This is a genomic window from Promicromonospora umidemergens (genome assembly GCF_024171995.1).
GTDB lineage: Bacteria > Actinomycetota > Actinomycetes > Actinomycetales > Cellulomonadaceae > Promicromonospora > Promicromonospora umidemergens.
In genome coordinates, this window is the sequence record NZ_JAMTCT010000015.1 from 42,484 (window position 1) to 58,912 (window position 16,429).

A 16,429-nucleotide genomic window follows, 5' to 3' on the forward strand; every position below is an offset into this window, starting at 1 on the left:
TCGTCCGCCGCTCTTGGTCGTTGACATCATGTGCGGCGTGCTAGCTACCGCCGAGATCGCCGACCGTCTCTCAGACGGCGCCGCTGCCGTGCTCTCACGTGCACCGGGTCCGCTAGCGGAGATCGAAGACTGGCTGCTGCTCGCGTCGGCGCGTGAACTGCTTCGGATCGACCGTACGGCACGGTTCTGGCGGCACCGCGACGCGCTGGGATCGGCCGGCCTCTGGGAGGGCGGAGCACTCGGAACGTCCGGCCACCTCGGAGCTTCCCTCGCGAGCATGCACGGCGACGGCCGAGTCCGGGAAGCCGCCGTCGGCATCCTCTCGCGGACCGATGCCCCGCTGGCTGACCGCATGCTCTCCGTCCGCCTCACTGATCACGTGTGGCCCGTCCGAGAGGCAGCCACCAGGGCTGTGCTCCGCAGGACGTCACTGACCCAGGCGGACCAGATCGTGCCCGTGCTGCACCTCATCGAGGGACGCACACGAGGCGCCGAGGTCCTGCCCCTCTACCTGCACGCGATCGCTGGGGTTCACGGAGAAGCCGCACTGTGGTCGCGCCTGCGCGGCTCGACGACACCCGCAGTCCGGCGCACGGCCTTCCGGCACAGTCTGACCAACGAGCTGCTGAGCGTCAGTGACGCCGTCGCCACGCTGCCACTCGAGCATGACCGCATCGTCCAGAGTCTCCTGGCGCACGCCATCGCCGACCGAGCCGCTCCCGACGTCGTGGCCTCAGCTCTCCTGAGCGACAGGTCGGCCGAGAGCCGTGTGCTCGGCCTTGTCCGCCTGACGGCTGACCTGCTCGACCCCGCAGACGTGGAGCGGCTGCTGGTCGATCCTGGTGTCCTGGTCCGGTTGTGGGCACGGCAGCGGTACCAGGAGCAGGGTAGAGACACGCTTTCGGCGTATCAGGATGTCGCACGCGGTTCGGGTCCCGCGGCTGTGCGTGCCCGTGCCTACCGTGGCCTGGTCGAGGCTGGTGGCACCGTGGACCGGGAGGTGGCGCTCGATCTGGTCGTCAGCACCGAGCCGCCGCTGAAGAAGGCCGGTCTTCACCTTCTCGCCGGCAGCGCGTTTCCTGCTGACGCCCCACTGTTGTTCGAGGTGCTGCGGACGGGCACCAACCGTGTCGCGCGGCTCGCGTCCGAGGTTCTCCTCGAGATGCCTGCCGCGTGGTCGGACGCCGACCTGCTCCCGCTGGCGTCGTCTCCGGGCCCGGACCTCCGACGTCGGGCATGGTGGCTCAAGCGCAACCGCAGCGGCTGGGACCAGACGATCGCGGACCTGGAGATCCTGCTCGACCACGACCCGGTTCTCGCCGCGCTCGGCCGCAACATCACCATTCCGGAGTTCGCTCAGCCCACCGAGCTACAGCGCGATCAGCTCATGGCCCTGCTCCCGCGGGTATGGCCCGAGACCTGGCGCAAGAGTCGCGTCGCGTTCGCCGCCGGGCTGCGAAGCGACGCATGAAGCTCGCCGGACAGAGATGGCGCACCCTCGTCAGCACCGTCGCGCTGGGTGGCAAGCCGTACCGCGTGCTCCGGCCGGCCTTTTCGAAGGCTCACGCGCCGTTGTACGACGGCGCCGAGCGCGGAGCCCCGCAGATCGTCGTAGACAAGGCTGCCGCGTTCGAGATCGCCTGCGCATGGTGGCTCGCCGCTCGGTCACCGAACAGCCTGATTCATCTCCCACTGCGCCAAGCAACCGACGAGTGCGCGTCCTGGACCGAAGGGCGGCCCTCTGACCTTGTACTGATGCACCACAGCCTGCAGTTCCCGGTGAAGCAGTGGAAAGAACTTCGCGGCCGGGCTACCTCATGGACTCCGCACACGGTGCGACTGCCCGCACAGCCGTTCCCCGAGATCACTCGGTCAGATCACGACCGCCGATGGCACGACAGCTTCCACGACCATTTGTTGTGGGAGACCGCCGCGGACACGCTGTTCGTGATCGGGAGTCGCCCCGCGTTCGAGCTGGCTTCCAACCAGGTGCGGGAGCTTGCCGAGGACGGCCCGGCGCACATGGCCCGAACCCCCGAGGCTCACTGCTGCGCAGAGATCGACATCGGACGAACGTTGCGATACAACCGCCGCAATCCCTCTGAACGGCTTCACATTACCTATTGCGAGACTCACCGATGAATCCTGCGTGGGCGGCCTGGACTCCGGACGATGACAGGGCTGCTCGAATCGCTGACGACCTGCGTCACTCACCGGGTCACATAGGCACACCTGTTTTCGGCGTGGTCGAGAACAACCCGAAGGCCGCCACGTGGATCGAAAGCCGGATGGAAGCACTCGGCGTCCGCGGCTACGTTCGGATCACCTCATGATCGGAGAACCATGGCAGGCCTTTTGGTAGACGTGGACCTGACTGGCAAGGTTGATCCGTTCGGATATCAGTATTCGCCCAAGCGCGATCTAGCCTGTGCTCCGGCATGACCGGCGAGCACGAGGGGTTTCACTACGCCCCGCTCCATAGGAAGCCGGGAGACCCTGAACCCGCTCAGCGGCTACCGTTCGACCTGTCCGGCCTGCGGGTGACCGGGACGCTTGCCCTCTGCGACGTCGACAAGACGCCGACGGAAAACGTCGGGCCGAGCATCAGCGTCAAGATCACACAGTACGTGCGCCTGTCCGACGAGTCCCTGATACGTCTCGACATGGACCGCGGCGTCACCTCTGTCAGGCACGGAGCCGGCGAGCACGTCTCCTGGAAGCGCACAGCGCACGACGTGATCACAGAGATCATGGACCTGGTGCAGGGGGACGACGACGACAACCCTGGTACCCATCCATGGGACGAGCTCGCGGAAGCGGCCCGAATGCGAGGCATCGACGTCGACGGCGCAACACTGAGCGGACTGCCGTACCAGGTCCTGCTCACGGACGAGCTCACCGTCCTGTTCGAGTTCTGACCTCACCTCCGGCAGGGCGTCTCATGCCATGCGCGCACCGGTGCTCCGCGGCCCGCGCGCCGCGCAAGGCCCAGATTCAGAGATGGCTACCGGCAGTTACCTCGCCGTGGCAGTCTCGCGGCCGTGCCGACTCCAGCCGCCCCGTACCAACCTCCGCCGGCTCGAACCTGGCCGTCAGCCGTCGAAGGTGCGGCCCGTGCCCGGGGCTGCTTTGCGCTGTGTCCGTTCCAGCGATATCTCCGACCAGCATGGCGGCGCGACAGCGCGCATGGTGAAGGATTGCCGCTGTGACCAGGGTCTGGCAGGACGAGGATGGGCAGCAGTATGCGATCGCACCAACGACCGACGACGAGGGCGTCCGCGGACGGCGGCTGCTCATCGCAGACGCCGATGGCGACCTTGATGTGGCGTTGGAGGTCCTGTCCAAGCCGCCAGCGCCCATGCAGGAGATAACCGCGACGTGGCACCGACCCGTACAGCCATTGCTGCTACAGAGGTTCGCAACCGACGTCGTGACCGAACTGCTCGACGGTGTCGTACGTCGAGGGCAGACCGGGTGGCTGCAGACGAACATCGCGTACGCGTTGTCGTGGGCCGGTCTGGAGGTCAGCCGCTGGTGGGGCCCGGAATGGCCTCTGGTGGAGGACGGAGCCGCGGGGAACGCCTACTCGGAACCGGACGCCGACGCGGTTCCCTTTGCGTGGCTGGGTCTGGCGCTCAATACCGGCGACGTCGAGATCGACATCTACCAGGACGACGCCTACTTCGGCCTCTGTTTCGAACCGCAGGCGCGTCGTGTGCTCACCGACAACGACCCTGGGTACTTCAGGCTCCATGAGTCGCTCCCGTTGCCAATCGGCCGGATAGAACAGGTAAGGGTCACGATCGACACGACGACGCTGGACGACCCGTTCTCGGACATCGTGCTTGCAGAAGCTGTGCTCATGGTCGGAGGACAACCTGTCCCGCTGATCGCGGCCGAGAACTACGGACCCAACGAGTGGCACAGGCTGGACGAGTCCGTCGTGATCCTGCGTGATTCGGCAGCGCTGAAGAATCTCGATTGGCACCCGCCTCGACCAGTGTGAACGCGGAGGTGACGGACGTGGGACCTGCTTCGGTCCTCCAAGTGCACGACCACCGCACTTCGCTACCGGGCCGCTCGCGGGAAGCCGGGACGCTCGTCCACGGGAGCGGGAACCCTCATGTCACCAGGCGAGCCTCTGAACACCGAAGAACGCCTTCGCTTCTCTCTCAGATGCTGTCGCCCTCTCCACACCAATGCATTGTGTCGTTCGAAGGTTCGGCCATTCGCCCTGGTAGAGATCATCCAGGCACTCGACCAAAGACTGACGGGCCAAAGCAGCGTGCCGTCCGCCTCCGAGCCGTTCGAGATGGTCGAACGCATCGATCCCGGCTCTGCAGAACGCTTCGAAGAACGTGCACTTGTCGGCGACTGCCCGGCACCGGTCCTCACCACGCCCACAGACCACGACCACCAGATCATCAGCCTGGAGTGCGATCCCGACCGGGATCGGCTGGTCGGGGAATGACGCCGTCGCGTACGACGCGCCCTTGCCGATCGCGGTGACCAAGCCGGCCAGGTGCATCCACAGTGGTTCGATGTCGTCCCACGACTCTGGCCCGATGACCGTGTGCCCGTTGACCACCAGAAGGACCGCGCCGCCCTCGTACCCGCTCCAGTTCTTGGGCACCGGAGACTCCTCGATCGGCACGAACTCGCGGTCGACAGACAAGTAGGTCCGCATCTCGACGGTACCGAGCCAGGGCCGTCGGCGATCTGGTCTCATCGAGAGTCCATCCGTGTCGTCACGCGCAAATGGTGAGCTGGAATCTGCGGGGCACCCACCGTGAGTTCGTCAGCGACGGGCTTCGCGAACGCCATCGGCTCCCTATGCCTGATCATGCCCGTGCCGCCCGGAATCTTTGCTGAAGATCTTGCGCCACGGCGAGTAGCTCCTCGAATGCCTCGGTAGCCCATGTCGGCGGAGTCACCGGCGGAGCGCCACCAAGGTGGGCGATCGCAGCCGCCACGATCTCGAACGACTGGTCCCGACGGGGCACATCGACGATCCGGTCAAGGTAGGTCTCCATCGCTCCGATGGCATCCGGCCCGGTCAACAGCGCGCTGACAGCCGCAAGCGGCAGCGCTGAGTCATCCCGGTTCGACCCGGCCATACCGACAAGGACGGCCTCGTGGCCCTCCTCCCTCGGCACAGCCAGGGCGAACCATGCACCCATGGCCATCCGCCGCCAGTCCCCTGTGCTCAGCAGCCATTGCACCTCGTCGGCCGTGACCTTAGCGCTCGCCCGTACGAGGGACCGTTCCACCCGGGGCAGGTACGCAGTGGAGTTGGCACCACTCATCTGGAAGTAGAACGGCACGACGAATCGCCGATCGATCCGCTGTGATCCGCGCCGTTCGGGCCAGCTATTCCGGCGGACCTCGGCGGGGTCCTGTCCGAGCTCACGCACCACGCGATCGATGTCGTTGTCCGCCCCGTTCGGCTTCGGCGAGTATCGCGGGGAGACCGCCAGCTGTCGCAACCCGTCAGACAGCCAGACCACGTCCCAATTGTTCGCGATGCCGATCTGCGCCCGGCCAGCGTCAATCTGCAAGCCCGCCCGAGACATCGACCACCGCGGTCCCGCTTCGTTCCTACCGCTCCACAGCTCGACCCTGTCCGCGAGCACGACCAGCGCTGCCGGGCTCCCGCCGGACGCGTTCGGTCCGACTGCCTGCAGGCCGAGCTCCTTGCCCAACACACGAGAAGGTGCGAGTGCCACGGCTGGGATCACGGTGCCATCGGGACGCAGCTTCGACGCGTGCCCCATCACCTGGCCGATCTGCCGGGTCAGCCGCCCCAGGAGCGGGATCAGCCCCACGGGCGCGACGATCATCGACAGAATGAGAACGAGCCAGTGGGGCAGCCCGGCTACGTCCGCCAGCAGGAGAAGGAACACCAGCGCGGCGAGCAAGGCCACGACCCAGACGGCGATCATTCGATTCGCCGTCCAGAAGAAGTTCGACCGCACGCCCACACCGCCTCTCTGCCGCGTCGCCAGCGCGAGTCTGCCATCGCGCCCAGCGCCCGCAGAACCATCCGACTCGGGAATCACCCTGCACACCTGCTTCCCAAACCCCTTTGGGAGACCACCGATGTGCACCAACACCCACGCTCGCGACCAGGAACTGTGTGCGCGGGTGCGACGAACCAGTAGTGGTCCATGCGCCTGACCACCGCGCTTACGGTTCGCAGCGACCCCAGGCCCGTACGGGTCAGGTGTCAACCATCCCTGTGTCAGGTCCCAGCGAAGCCGAGGCGCCCTCTATCGGCCGTCAAGCACGCTCAAAATGCTCTCAAGCCAGTCACGCGTCGTGACACCATCCCGGCGTGGATCGTAGGCGGCACCCGCCGCCGTAAGCCAGGCCGCATCCAAGACCGCGTCATCAGACATCTGCGCAAGCAGCCCGACGATCTCGCGTCGAAGCCCGCTTATGGTGCCCTCCCCCTCAGAAGCACGGAACTTTCGCACGACCTCAATTGGTGCACTCGCTTCGAGATCATAATCCGCGTGAAAATAGGTAGATCCCAGATATCGCAATTCTTCCATCAACCATCTGCCAATCTAGGGAATGAAGGCACAATGTGATAACCGTCCGGCATCAACCGTTCGTCGACTACCTCATCCAGGAACTCAGTGAGAACTCGGCTTCAAGTACAAGCTTGCCGAGCTCGAAGTGGTCCTGGTCAAGGCTGGATCTACCTGGAAGGTCGAGGCCCGCGAAGGGTACCCGGGCCTGGAGCGGCGAGTTCGTTGGGTGTGCCGAAGGCTGCCGAACGCGTCATGGCGAACAGCTCTTCCGCGGCGACATCCTGTCGCAGGGGTGGCACGCGGCGTTCGACGTGAACCAGGACCGTCCAAGGCGTACGACAGGGCACTCAAGGCTGTCGATGCGTCGATGAGGTCGAAGGTGTCGCCCAGAGATGATGACGGCTTGACCAAGATGAAGAACGTACGCCGACATCGTTGGTGTTGCTGGGGGTGGTGCAGACGCTTATCGCGGCCAGCCAGACCGGCACGCCGACGCCGCCGAGCACTTTCACGTGTCCGTCAAGACGCTGCGCCGCCGAATCGCAGACGGCACCATCGCGGGCTACCGAGTAGGCCGGCTCATCCGGGTCGACCTCGATGAGCTGACGCAGAGCCTTGTTGGCGCGATCCCCTCAGCGCGTTCCGTGTGAACCCCGGACCGATCGCGGCAGCGCGGACCGTGCGACCGCAGCGGCTGGACCTCCTCGCGAGGGAGGTCCAGACACTCGAGCATCAAGCGGCCCTGCCCCTTTTGGACTTTGCACGCTCCACCTCCAGCCGGATCTCCTCCCCCGCCGTCACACTCATCCGGGCAGCGAGCTCGATGTCCCGAGCCATCGTCGCCTTCTGGTAGCGCAGCACCACCGTCACGTCGGAGTGCCCACAACGACGCATGACCTCGGCCGAGGTCGCCACCTCCTGCGCAATCCGGGTCAGCCCCGTGTGCCTCAGGCCATGGAACCTATAGCCGCTCCCAGCCTGTGCTGCCGATGATGCCCGGGACCCGCAGCATGTGACCCACGACTACGTCCGGGCCGGCACCACGGCCCTGCTCGCCGCCCTGGAGATCGCCTCCGGCAAGGATGATCGGCTCGCTGCACCGCCTTCACCGGGCCGAGGACCCTGGGCAAGCAGACTCGCGCCGACCTGGACATCCACCTCGTGCCGGACAACTACGCCACGCACAAGACGCCGGCGGTCCGGACCTGGATCGTGGCCCATCCGCGGTTCCACCTGCGCTTCACCCCGACCGGGTCCTCCTGGCCCAACCTCGTCGAGAGATGGTTCGCCGAGCTGACGAACACGCAGATCCGCCGCGGCGTCCACAAGTCTGTCCAGACCCTGGAGAAGGACATCCGCGACTGGATCGCGACCTGGAACACCGGCCCACGGCCCTACGCCTGGGCCAAGACCGCCGACGAGATCCTCGAACGACTCGCCGGATATGAACAAGACTCCTGACTCACTAGGTCATGGTGTGTTCGACCGGATCATGGTTACCGTCTCTCCCTGGCCCCTGCCCCGGCCTGGATCGAGCAGCTCGCGCCCGACGGGGTCCTGGGTCGTCCCGCTCCAGTCGCACCAGGGCTGCAACGCAGCATCGCGTTCCGCCATCTCAGAGTCGACCGCGCCAGGCGGCTTCGTCACCCCCTGCAGGGCGCGGTGTTGTTCGACCCGCCGTCGACCCTGCTGACGGGCCCATCTGGCAAGCCGGTCACGTTCAAGTTCACCAACGAGATCCCCAAGCCGTTCGAGGTATCGGACCCTGTCCTGGCCTCCGACCCGGTCGAGGCATGGTCAGGGGTGATCTACAAGAACCGCACCATCTGGCTCGACCTACTCACCTACCTCCTGGTCCAGCCGGGCGCCTGCGCGATGGAAGCCAAGGACCCCGCAGACCGCGGCTCGGACATGTCGGGCCGCCCCGTTACGGACACGAGCGGTTTATGACCCCGCCGTCACTCTACGAAGATGGGCTCGGAGTCACCGTCCTCGAAACGATGGGCCGGCTGTCAAGGTGCCGTGAGCAACGCGGAGACCATGGTGATCCGGTCCTGCGCGTCGAACTCCAGGTGCAGGTACTGGTCGTTCGCCTCGTATCGCAGGAAAGTGGGACCGGTCCGCTCCGGAACGCCGAAGTGCTCCTCAACCTCGGAGCGGGTGGCCGTCAGCGGCAGGCCCTCGACGAGGTCGGCCAGCCGTGGGTACGGGTCGTACCCAGACTCCTCGGTGTCAGGCTGCACCCGCACCATGAAGGACGTGAGCACGTCGTCCGTGAAGTGCACGTCGGTGCCGGTAGATCGGAAGACCAGGTAGGTCGAGGTCTCGTCGCCCCAGTCGAGCTCCGTGGTCTCCATGCCGGAGCCCAGCAAGACGAGCGCGTCGAGGATCCGGGCGTCTCCCTTGCGTAGCCCGAGCACGCTCAGCATCACGGCGATGTCGCCCGTGACCGTTGCCATCCGATCCCTCGTCCCTGATTGGCTGTTCGCAGTTTATCGATCGCCGCGGCCACGTCCTGGGGCGAGAATCCGGCAGCGATCAGGTTCTTGGTCTGGGTGGCGTAGTCCCGCGCGGCGGCCTTGCCCAGATCGGCGGCATCTCCCGCGATCTTCGCGGGAGTGTTCTTACCCTTGTAAGTGTCTCCCGCACGGTGCACATCCTTGGGGACCTCGATCGTGTAGCCCTCGTTGTGGATCTTCAGCTCCTCGTCCCTGCTCAGCGAACGGCCGAGCCTGGTCTCCTCGGCCTTCCTCAGGGCTGCTGACGACGGGATGTGGTCGTGCTCGAGACCGTCGCGGACCTTTTCGATCTTCTTCAGGTCCTTGAGCTGTCCGTCGTCGAGCGCCCAACGCCCGCCCATCCCACTCGCTTGATCCCGTTGGCCGGCGCCGCCGCCCACTTTCACGTGTCCGTCAAGACGCTGCGCCGCCGAATCGCAGACGGCACCATCGCGGGCTACCGAGTAGGCCGGCTCATTCGGGTCGACCTCGATGAACTGACACAGAATGTGGTCACGATCCCGTCAGCACGTTCCGTGTGAATCCGGACCGATCCCGGCAGCGCACACCGCGCGACCACAGCAGCTGGACCTCGCGAGGAAGGCCCAGCCGCTCGACCAGCAAGCAGCCCTGTCCCTTTCGGACTCTGCACGGTCCTTCTCCAGCCGGATCTCCTCCCCCGCCGTCACACTCATCCGCGCGGCGAGCTCGATGTCTCGGGCCATCGTCGCCTTCTGGTACCGCAGCACCACCGTCACGTCGGAATGCCCACCACGCCGCATGAGCTCGGCCAGGGTCGCTCCCCCCTGCGCAATCCGGGTCAGCCCTCTGGCGCTGCCGGGCATGCCTGTTTGATCCCACCGAGGCCCTTGGTCGCCACGTAGATGCGCCCCTCGCCCGGGTGAACGTCCCCGACCGTCATGCCCAGCGGCTCCGAAGCCCGAGCCCCGCTGGACAGGAACATGCTGAACAGGGCCCTGTCCCTGTTGCATTCGAGCCTGGCGAACAGGTCGTCCAGGACGTTGTTCGATCCCCGCAAGTCTTCATGGACGCAGACACGACGGAGTTTCGAGTTCACCCTTCTGAGCCCATGACGTGCCTCGCGCAAGCCGCGACGATGCTGCCATGGACTCCATCCAAGCCTCAGTTGCCGCCGCCACACCGCGCGACCCAGACGGGCCAGAAACCTTCGACGACGCGCTGAAGTTGTTCGGACTGGACGACGCATGGCTGCGCGACTGGATCGTCGCGACTCTGGATTCGCTGTATGACCGCACCGGCTGGGAGAGCGCCGTGTTCTGGATTCCCCCGTACAAGGGCTACGTCGCGGTCGGGCATCCTCGAGTCCGCACCGCGTACGTCCGTCGCGCCAGCATCCAGTACCCAGATCGAGATGATTGGCCGATCATCCGATACCCGAGTCGGTGAGCTGCTGGTGTCAGCGCACCATACGGATCAGAGCGAAGTTGAGGTCATCGATGAACCGGGCGCCGTCCGGCAAGAAGCCGTGTTTCTCGTAAAACCTGCGGGCGCGTGGGTTCGCATCAGCCACCCAGAGCTCAGCGGGTGCAGTGGGCGGTAGGACTGCGCCGAGCAGGAGGGCACCGATCCCCGTCCCGTGACGCTCGCTGAGCACGTAGAGCGCCAACAACTCATCAGATCGGACTGGCAGCGGGACGCCGCTCTTCCTCCGGGTAGCTCCGGCCTTGGCGAAGCCCACCACCTGTTTGTCGACAACAGCGACCGAAAGATTCCCGGGCGCTTCCTCGGACAGCCGTTCGTGCCACCGCTGCGCGCGGCCATCGACGGTGTCGCTCTCCCAGTGCGCGACCGGGAGCAGGTCGGAGTACGTCTGCACCCAGGAGGTGTGGTGGACGACGGCGATCGCCTCGGCGTCGTCGAGGACCGCAGGTCGCACCAGTGGCTCGCTCATCCGCTCACGATGGCACCCGACAAGCCTCGTCCGCGAAGCCTTTTCCTGGCCTTCTGCCGCACACCGCCACGTAGCGGACCCACGACGACGTGAGCTGGTGTGCGCCCTCTGACCTGCTGATACGCCTCGCACACCAGCAGGTGTGCGCCCGCGTGGTGTGCGCAGAGCGTGCGGTCGTTCGCCACGATCAACGCATGGACGTAGATCTCCGCCGCCTCAGCCGAACCACGGATGCCAGCGCGTGCGCCATGCCGTCAGGCCTGTTGACCTGGACGGAGCAACCCAGAAAGTCTTCATTCCGGGTACCCGAATTTGCACGAGTTGGGGGACACACGTTCTCCCTGGTCACGCCCATGTCCCCCACTCCAACGGCGCCCAGGTGGAGACATCAAGTGGTACGTCAAGTAGTACATACCCGATGCATAGTGGCGAGCGTGGAGCAGACACACGCAGGTTCAAGCGGGACACTTCGGACATGCGCGGTGGTGGCAAATTGCCACCACCGCGTGACCTGCAAATTTGCCCAGGCATCCGGCAGCGACCTTCAGAGGCCCAGACGAGCCCGCAGGACAACCCGGACATCAACGGTGGTGCCAATTTGGCACCACCGCGTGACCTGCGCGGACTCGTGCGCGACCAGCAAAACGCCCGCCGGCGAGCACCGTGAGGACAAACAGGGCAATTATGGTTCCGCCAATTTGGCAGGACCATACGACCTGCACAAACGCTCCAGCCTCAGTCGCGGATCGCTAGTCGGCCCGGCCGAAGGCCAGCAAATCGGTGCGCATCTGTTGAGTCTCAAGTTCCTGCCCGTGGGTGCGGTCCCGGATGTCCAGAGCTCGCAGCACCAGAGCACGGTCCGCCTCGCCGATCTGGCCAGTCAGCCGCAGCGACGTAAACCCGGCACCAATGACGATGTCAGGTCGACGTCGTCCTCGTTCAAGTCGGCCGGCACCAGCGGAGCGTCCTCGAACCACTCGGGCGCGATCTGTGCCGACGTCGAACCGCTGTCCAGCTTGTCGGCCTGCTTCACCCAGCCGGCCAAGAGATCCCAGCCCTCGTCGTTGCCGATCGGCGCGAGGTCGTCGCCCGGATCGTCGTAGATCGGGTCCCGAAAGTGCGCGGCGAACTCCGAGTGCTTCGGCCCCAGATCAAAGACCTCGTCATCAGTCTCGACCCTCTTCAGAAAGCGCCTGAACAGACTTGCCACGGTTCACCTCAATCCTTCGCTGAACTGGGCCCGACATGGACCGAGACGTCACCTCGATCGAGCTCTGGTCGCCCGAGGGGCGGCAGAACCTGCTCGCTGTCTGGATGACTACACCGACCGGTCGATACCGTGGCCGGGTGAGCGACGATCATGACACCACGTCACCCTCCACGACGACGCACAGTTCCCCGGCAGTGCTCCAGATCCGGATCGATCTCGACGACACCAAGCCACCCACCTGGCGTCGGCTGAACCTGCGGGCCGACCTCACGCTCGACGTCGTACACCAAATCATCCAGGACGCGTTCAGATGGGAAGACTCGCACCTGCACCGGTTCGCGCTCGGCGGCAGCGTGTGGGACCGCGACGCCCAGCTCTTCCTGTGCCCGTTCGACGTCGCCGAGGGCGAGGAGGAAGGAACCCCGGAGGAACAGGTCCGCCTCGACCAGGTCCTGAACGATCCCGGTGACGTCCTGCGGTACGTGTACGACTACGGCGACGACTGGCAGCTCAGGCTGCGACTTGAGAAGGTCCTGTCCGCAGATCCGGGTACTCCGCCGGCGGTGTGCGTGGACGGACGGCGCGCGGCACCACCGGAAGACTCACGATTCGAGTACATGAACGATGGCCTCGCTGCTCTGGTCGAGGACCCTGACCGGTTCGAGCCCGCCGAGGTGAACGAGCAGCTCGGTCGGCCCTGGTACGCGCTACGCGCCCGTGACGTGCACCCGCGGCTGCTGGAGCTGGTGAACATGCTCTCGATCACCAGCGAGGGCGCCGAGCTCGGCGCCCGGCTCGCTGCCCTCCCGGACTCATCGGAAAGGCCGTTCGACGACGACCTCAGGACCGCGCTCAGCGCCCACCTGTGGTTCCTTGACCGGGCCGGGGACGGCGGCATCCCCCTCACCCCGGCGGGCTACCTCCGCCCGGCAGTCGTGGAAGAGGCCGCCACCCTGATCCCCTCGATGTCGGACTGGATCGGCAAAGCCAACCGGGAAGACCTCACCTACCCGGTCGCGAAGTTTCGAGAGTCGCTGGTCAAGCGCCTCCGGCTGCTGCGCAAGTACAAGGGAGCGCTGTACCTCACCCGTGCCGGCGCCGCTGCCCGCGACCGGCCCGCGGTGCTCTTCGAGCACCTCGCCGCATCGATCACCCCGCCACAAGAGCGCGATCGGTCTGTCGTCGACGCCGACCTGCTCATGCTCGCCTATGCGGCTATCACGCCCGACGGCGAACTCCCCTTGGACCGGATCGCCGCCCACCTGACCGACCTCGGCTACCAGTACGACGACGGTCAGCCGATCGCCAGATACGACGTCCTCCACTACGAGACCAACGTCCACGACATCCTCGTGAACATCGCCGAACCGCCAGCAGGACGTCGACCACGGAGCCAGATCAGCGCGGTCGCGTCGGCCCTGGCCAGGACGGCCCTGCAGCGCTGAGGCCCAACACCGTTGTCCGAGACTCTGACGCCACAGGTCCAGCCATCAGCGACCTACTCGCACGAGGAAGAAATCGGGCAGCCAGTCCGTTCGCGTAGTAGATTCAACTACGTGAACCAGGAGCAGGGGGCAGCAAGAACCAGATCCGGCCGTGACGCCGAACTGGAAGCACCGGGCCGACTACATCCGCACCAGGTCGACCAGGAAGGAGTCGTCCGGGGAGACGAACATCGAGCCGGAGTGGGCCGACGAGGCGTTCACCGATCCACCAGGACCAGACTCGGCCCACGGCCGACAACGAGAACAACGACGCGAGCAAGAAGGAGGGGGTGTGATGAGTGAGAAGACGCCGATCGAGGAGCTGCTGACCGAGGTCTCCGCCGAGTCCGAGGCCCGTCGGCACGACCCACTGCCCGAAGGCGCCCTTGGCGTTCGGCAGGGTGATGGCGCCGCCCCGCGAGTGCTGTCCGTGCGCCTGACCGACCTGCAGTATCAGCGCCTGGTCGCCGCCGCAGCTGAGAAAGACCTGCCGGTCTCGACCATGGCACGTCTGGCCATCCTCGAACAGCTCGACAGCTCCACGCGCCCGGCATCTGGACCGATCGACCTGAACGCGATGACCGAGGCGCTGCGCAAGGTCATCCGCCCCGAGTTCCTCAAGGCCTCCTGAGCCCTACCGGATCAAGGAAGTCCATTCAGATCAGCGCAACCACGTCGACGCTGGCCAACACGGCCCTGCGGCCTAACGGCCACCTCGCTACCGGTCGCTTGACTCAGGCCCTTCGCGACACCCGTTCACCACAGGCCCCAACGCTTGCGGCGCTTGCTGCTCCCCCACACTCCCTTGGCCAGGTTCTTGCTACGACCCTTGGTCGTGCTTCCCCACAGGCCCCGCTTCCAGCTCTTCGCACGAGATTTCCGACCCCACAGACCAGCCATCAGCGACCCCCTCGCGTAAGGACGGGCATCCAGACTACGCACGCCTCCCGCCCACGAACACGATAGATCGTGCGCCAACGAAGACATCAACCACCGGCGTGATCACCGTCAGTCCTCACCGACCGGTGATGCTGGTCAGCTCCCTGCGGGCCCGCTCGGCGAACCGCTCGTTGCGCACCGCCTCACCCAACGGCACCCCGGCCTCCCGTTCGGCATCGATGGCCCGCTGGATCACGGGCAGCAGCTCGTGGACGACCAGCTTTTCCGCGGCCTCCGCGTCCCAGACCACGTCAAGAATGCGGGTGCACGCCTTCGTGACCGCCTTGTCGTGGGTCGGCACGGCCCCCGGTCCGAGCAGCTTCTGTCGGATCAGCGCCATCAGGTGGTACTGGGTGGGCCGGTAGCCACGGTTGACGCGCTGGTTGCGGATCAGCCACTCCAGCCGATACCAGGTCGCCGCGGCAGTGTAGTAGAGGATCGGCTGCTGGTCAGCGGCGTACAACTCCTCGCCACGCGCCTTCATCAGGTCCTGGTAGCGGCCCACACGAGACGGTTCGTCCATGAACATCGCCAGGTACGCGCGGCTGAGCTGAGGACGGCTGATGACCCGGGTCTTCTCCACGTCCTTGCGTTCGCTGTACTGCTTCGCGCGACGTTCGTAGAAGAGCCGGTGCGGCTTGTCCCAGCCGAGGGTGAAGAAGTCTTCCAGCTGCTTGTGGAAGTCCTGCCGCGCGGCCAGGTCCTCAGCACTGACCGGAGTCTGCTGGTTGGTCGCGGCCACGATGCCCTGAATCACGTCCTCGTCCTTCGAGTGCACGATGTGGACGCTGACGTACACCTGATCGGTGAGCTGATCGCGTTCGTGGAACAGCACGTGGCAGGTCTGGCATCCGTTGACGATCTGGAAGTCGTCCAGCACGAAGTTGTCGCCGACCCGGTTCATCTTCCGGGTCACGATGGTGATGCCGTTGTTCATCACGGCGAACCTCTGCCGCTTGACCGGGTCCCGCAGGGTGTCTCGTATGCCGCTGTTGACGGCGTTGTATCCCTGGAAGGCCCGGACGTTGCTCTCGAACAGGTTCTCCCGCAGCTTTCCCGAGTCGTCCTCCAGCACGGTGCGCACCAGCTCCGAAGCGCCGACCAGTCCCACGAACGACTGCTCGACACCCGGAGCCGTCGGCATCGCGAACTGCTTCGGCACCGGCACGGTGACCTCGACGGTGCTGATCGCCTGCTGGTACAGCGCGCGCAGCTCCGGCCGGTTCACACAGCGCACCTCGACCGTCTCGAACCGGTTGAGCTTGCCCAGATGCCTCTCGGCCGATCGCGCCTTGCGGTGGACCATCTCCGCTATCTGATCACCGGTGGTCACATAGCGGACGTGCAGCTCCGGCAGCCGGCCGGCCAGCCGTGCGGGGTCCTGGTACACGGCGTCCAGGCATTCGCGCAGGCCCTTCACGTCGTCCGACACCTCGTACGGGATGGCTTCCGCCCCGCACAGGTGGCCAAGATTCTCCGCGAGGTCCGAGATCACCTTGGTCTCGAACTTGCTGCTGGTCTTGGCCTGGATGATCACCACCTGCACCTGCGGCCGCCTGCGTTCCTGCATCGCCACCTGGACGTCCGTCGGATCCCGGTACATCTGCCCGTCGATCAGCACCGCGTAGGCGTCGATGCCGAGGTCGTTGCCCCCGCCCGTGCGGTATGTGTCGGGGTTGAACGGCTCGTTGTAGTACGAGTTCAGCACGCAGTAGGCGGCGAACGCCTCGAACGCCTCTGCCTCAGGCAGCTCGGTCAGGTCCTGGTCCTGCTGGAAAGCCTCGAGCAGACTCTGGATCACTCTCTCCACGGTGGGTCCCCTTCTTCCT

At 65.8% G+C, this 16,429-nt stretch carries 19 protein-coding genes; 10 read left to right on the forward strand and 9 right to left on the reverse strand.

Annotation, left to right across the window (positions count from 1 at the left end):
• The first annotated feature begins 37 nt into the window (after positions 1-37).
• From APR04_RS20515 to APR04_RS20530, 4 genes are all read left to right on the forward strand, one after another.
• The gene (locus tag APR04_RS20515) at positions 38-1,471 is read left to right on the forward strand and encodes a hypothetical protein (protein ID WP_253873733.1); all 1,434 of its coding nucleotides are present in this window, start codon (positions 38-40) and stop codon (positions 1,469-1,471) included.
• Positions 1,468-2,142: a hypothetical protein gene (locus tag APR04_RS20520; protein ID WP_253873735.1), complete on the forward strand. Its 675-nt coding sequence runs from the start codon at positions 1,468-1,470 to the stop codon at positions 2,140-2,142. Before APR04_RS20515 ends, APR04_RS20520 begins: the two co-directional genes overlap by 4 nt.
• A gap of 296 nt (positions 2,143-2,438) precedes the next feature.
• Positions 2,439-2,918 (forward strand): hypothetical protein, encoded by a 480-nt coding sequence (locus APR04_RS20525; RefSeq protein WP_253873737.1) that lies wholly within the window; start codon positions 2,439-2,441, stop codon positions 2,916-2,918.
• A gap of 287 nt (positions 2,919-3,205) precedes the next feature.
• A complete protein-coding gene (locus tag APR04_RS20530; RefSeq protein ID WP_253873739.1) occupies positions 3,206-4,006 on the forward strand; it encodes a hypothetical protein in 801 nt (266 codons plus the stop codon).
• 120 nt (positions 4,007-4,126) lie between these two features.
• Here APR04_RS20530 and APR04_RS20535 read toward each other — a convergent pair whose 3' ends face one another.
• From APR04_RS20535 to APR04_RS31345, 3 genes are all read right to left on the reverse strand, one after another.
• Positions 4,127-4,729, reverse strand: a complete 603-nt coding sequence (locus tag APR04_RS20535) for a hypothetical protein (protein WP_253873741.1) — start codon at positions 4,727-4,729, stop codon at positions 4,127-4,129.
• 112 nt (positions 4,730-4,841) lie between these two features.
• Complete coding sequence (locus APR04_RS31095; RefSeq protein ID WP_253873743.1) at positions 4,842-6,059, reverse strand: DUF6000 family protein; 1,218 nt, start codon at positions 6,057-6,059, stop codon at positions 4,842-4,844.
• A 210-nt stretch (positions 6,060-6,269) separates the two neighbouring features.
• Positions 6,270-6,554 (reverse strand): contact-dependent growth inhibition system immunity protein, encoded by a 285-nt coding sequence (locus tag APR04_RS31345; protein WP_345375913.1) that lies wholly within the window; start codon positions 6,552-6,554, stop codon positions 6,270-6,272.
• Between the two features lie 413 nt (positions 6,555-6,967).
• Here APR04_RS31345 and APR04_RS20545 point away from each other — a divergent pair, with 413 nt between their 5' ends.
• Positions 6,968-7,186 (forward strand): helix-turn-helix domain-containing protein, encoded by a 219-nt coding sequence (locus APR04_RS20545; protein WP_308292379.1) that lies wholly within the window; start codon positions 6,968-6,970, stop codon positions 7,184-7,186.
• Positions 7,187-7,268: 82 nt separating this feature from the next.
• On the opposite strand, the gene APR04_RS20550 is transcribed toward APR04_RS20545, so the two are convergent.
• The gene (locus APR04_RS20550; RefSeq protein ID WP_253873747.1) at positions 7,269-7,451 is read right to left on the reverse strand and encodes a hypothetical protein; all 183 of its coding nucleotides are present in this window, start codon (positions 7,449-7,451) and stop codon (positions 7,269-7,271) included.
• A gap of 237 nt (positions 7,452-7,688) precedes the next feature.
• Here APR04_RS20550 and APR04_RS20555 point away from each other — a divergent pair, with 237 nt between their 5' ends.
• Positions 7,689-7,997 carry a transposase gene (locus tag APR04_RS20555; protein WP_308292380.1) on the forward strand — a complete coding sequence of 103 codons (309 nt, stop codon included), beginning with the start codon at positions 7,689-7,691 and terminating at the stop codon, positions 7,995-7,997.
• Positions 7,998-8,198: 201 nt separating this feature from the next.
• On the forward strand, positions 8,199-8,486 hold the full coding sequence (locus APR04_RS20560) for a hypothetical protein (protein ID WP_253873751.1): 288 nt from the start codon (positions 8,199-8,201) through the stop codon (positions 8,484-8,486).
• Between the two features lie 62 nt (positions 8,487-8,548).
• On the opposite strand, the gene APR04_RS20565 is transcribed toward APR04_RS20560, so the two are convergent.
• Positions 8,549-8,995 (reverse strand): DUF6392 family protein, encoded by a 447-nt coding sequence (locus APR04_RS20565; protein ID WP_253873753.1) that lies wholly within the window; start codon positions 8,993-8,995, stop codon positions 8,549-8,551.
• Entirely contained in the window at positions 8,965-9,396 is a 432-nt protein-coding gene (locus tag APR04_RS20570) for a hypothetical protein (protein WP_253873755.1), read from the reverse strand. Before APR04_RS20570 ends, APR04_RS20565 begins: the two co-directional genes overlap by 31 nt.
• A gap of 763 nt (positions 9,397-10,159) precedes the next feature.
• Between APR04_RS20570 and APR04_RS20575 the strand changes: the two genes are divergently transcribed.
• A complete protein-coding gene (locus tag APR04_RS20575; protein ID WP_253873757.1) occupies positions 10,160-10,462 on the forward strand; it encodes a hypothetical protein in 303 nt (100 codons plus the stop codon).
• Positions 10,463-10,472: 10 nt separating this feature from the next.
• Here the strand turns inward: APR04_RS20575 and APR04_RS20580 are convergent, their stop codons facing one another.
• A complete protein-coding gene (locus tag APR04_RS20580; protein ID WP_253873759.1) occupies positions 10,473-10,967 on the reverse strand; it encodes a GNAT family N-acetyltransferase in 495 nt (164 codons plus the stop codon).
• Positions 10,968-11,847: 880 nt separating this feature from the next.
• Positions 11,848-12,177: a hypothetical protein gene (locus APR04_RS20585; RefSeq protein WP_253873761.1), complete on the reverse strand. Its 330-nt coding sequence runs from the start codon at positions 12,175-12,177 to the stop codon at positions 11,848-11,850.
• Between the two features lie 137 nt (positions 12,178-12,314).
• Here APR04_RS20585 and APR04_RS20590 point away from each other — a divergent pair, with 137 nt between their 5' ends.
• Both APR04_RS20590 and APR04_RS20595 read left to right on the forward strand, forming a co-directional pair.
• Positions 12,315-13,622: a plasmid pRiA4b ORF-3 family protein gene (locus APR04_RS20590; RefSeq protein ID WP_253873763.1), complete on the forward strand. Its 1,308-nt coding sequence runs from the start codon at positions 12,315-12,317 to the stop codon at positions 13,620-13,622.
• A 334-nt stretch (positions 13,623-13,956) separates the two neighbouring features.
• Positions 13,957-14,292 (forward strand): hypothetical protein, encoded by a 336-nt coding sequence (locus tag APR04_RS20595; protein ID WP_253873765.1) that lies wholly within the window; start codon positions 13,957-13,959, stop codon positions 14,290-14,292.
• A 384-nt stretch (positions 14,293-14,676) separates the two neighbouring features.
• On the opposite strand, the gene APR04_RS31100 is transcribed toward APR04_RS20595, so the two are convergent.
• A complete protein-coding gene (locus tag APR04_RS31100) occupies positions 14,677-16,401 on the reverse strand; it encodes an AIPR family protein (RefSeq protein ID WP_253873767.1) in 1,725 nt (574 codons plus the stop codon).
• Between the last annotated feature and the right edge of the window lie 28 nt (positions 16,402-16,429).

What these genes read in the sequence shown, in the direction of transcription:
- APR04_RS20520 (WP_253873735.1), top strand. Translation starts at nt 1,468, where the DNA reads ATGAAGCTCGCCGGACAGAGATGGCGCACCCTCGTCAGCACCGTCGCG.
- APR04_RS20525 (WP_253873737.1), top strand. Translation starts at nt 2,439, where the DNA reads ATGACCGGCGAGCACGAGGGGTTTCACTACGCCCCGCTCCATAGGAAG.
- APR04_RS20535 (WP_253873741.1), bottom strand. Translation starts at nt 4,729, where the DNA reads ATGAGACCAGATCGCCGACGGCCCTGGCTCGGTACCGTCGAGATGCGG.
- APR04_RS31345 (WP_345375913.1), bottom strand. Translation starts at nt 6,554, where the DNA reads ATGGAAGAATTGCGATATCTGGGATCTACCTATTTTCACGCGGATTAT.
- APR04_RS20565 (WP_253873753.1), bottom strand. Translation starts at nt 8,995, where the DNA reads ATGGCAACGGTCACGGGCGACATCGCCGTGATGCTGAGCGTGCTCGGG.
- APR04_RS20570 (WP_253873755.1), bottom strand. Translation starts at nt 9,396, where the DNA reads ATGGGCGGGCGTTGGGCGCTCGACGACGGACAGCTCAAGGACCTGAAG.
- APR04_RS20575 (WP_253873757.1), top strand. Translation starts at nt 10,160, where the DNA reads ATGGACTCCATCCAAGCCTCAGTTGCCGCCGCCACACCGCGCGACCCA.
- APR04_RS20580 (WP_253873759.1), bottom strand. Translation starts at nt 10,967, where the DNA reads ATGAGCGAGCCACTGGTGCGACCTGCGGTCCTCGACGACGCCGAGGCG.
- APR04_RS20595 (WP_253873765.1), top strand. Translation starts at nt 13,957, where the DNA reads ATGAGTGAGAAGACGCCGATCGAGGAGCTGCTGACCGAGGTCTCCGCC.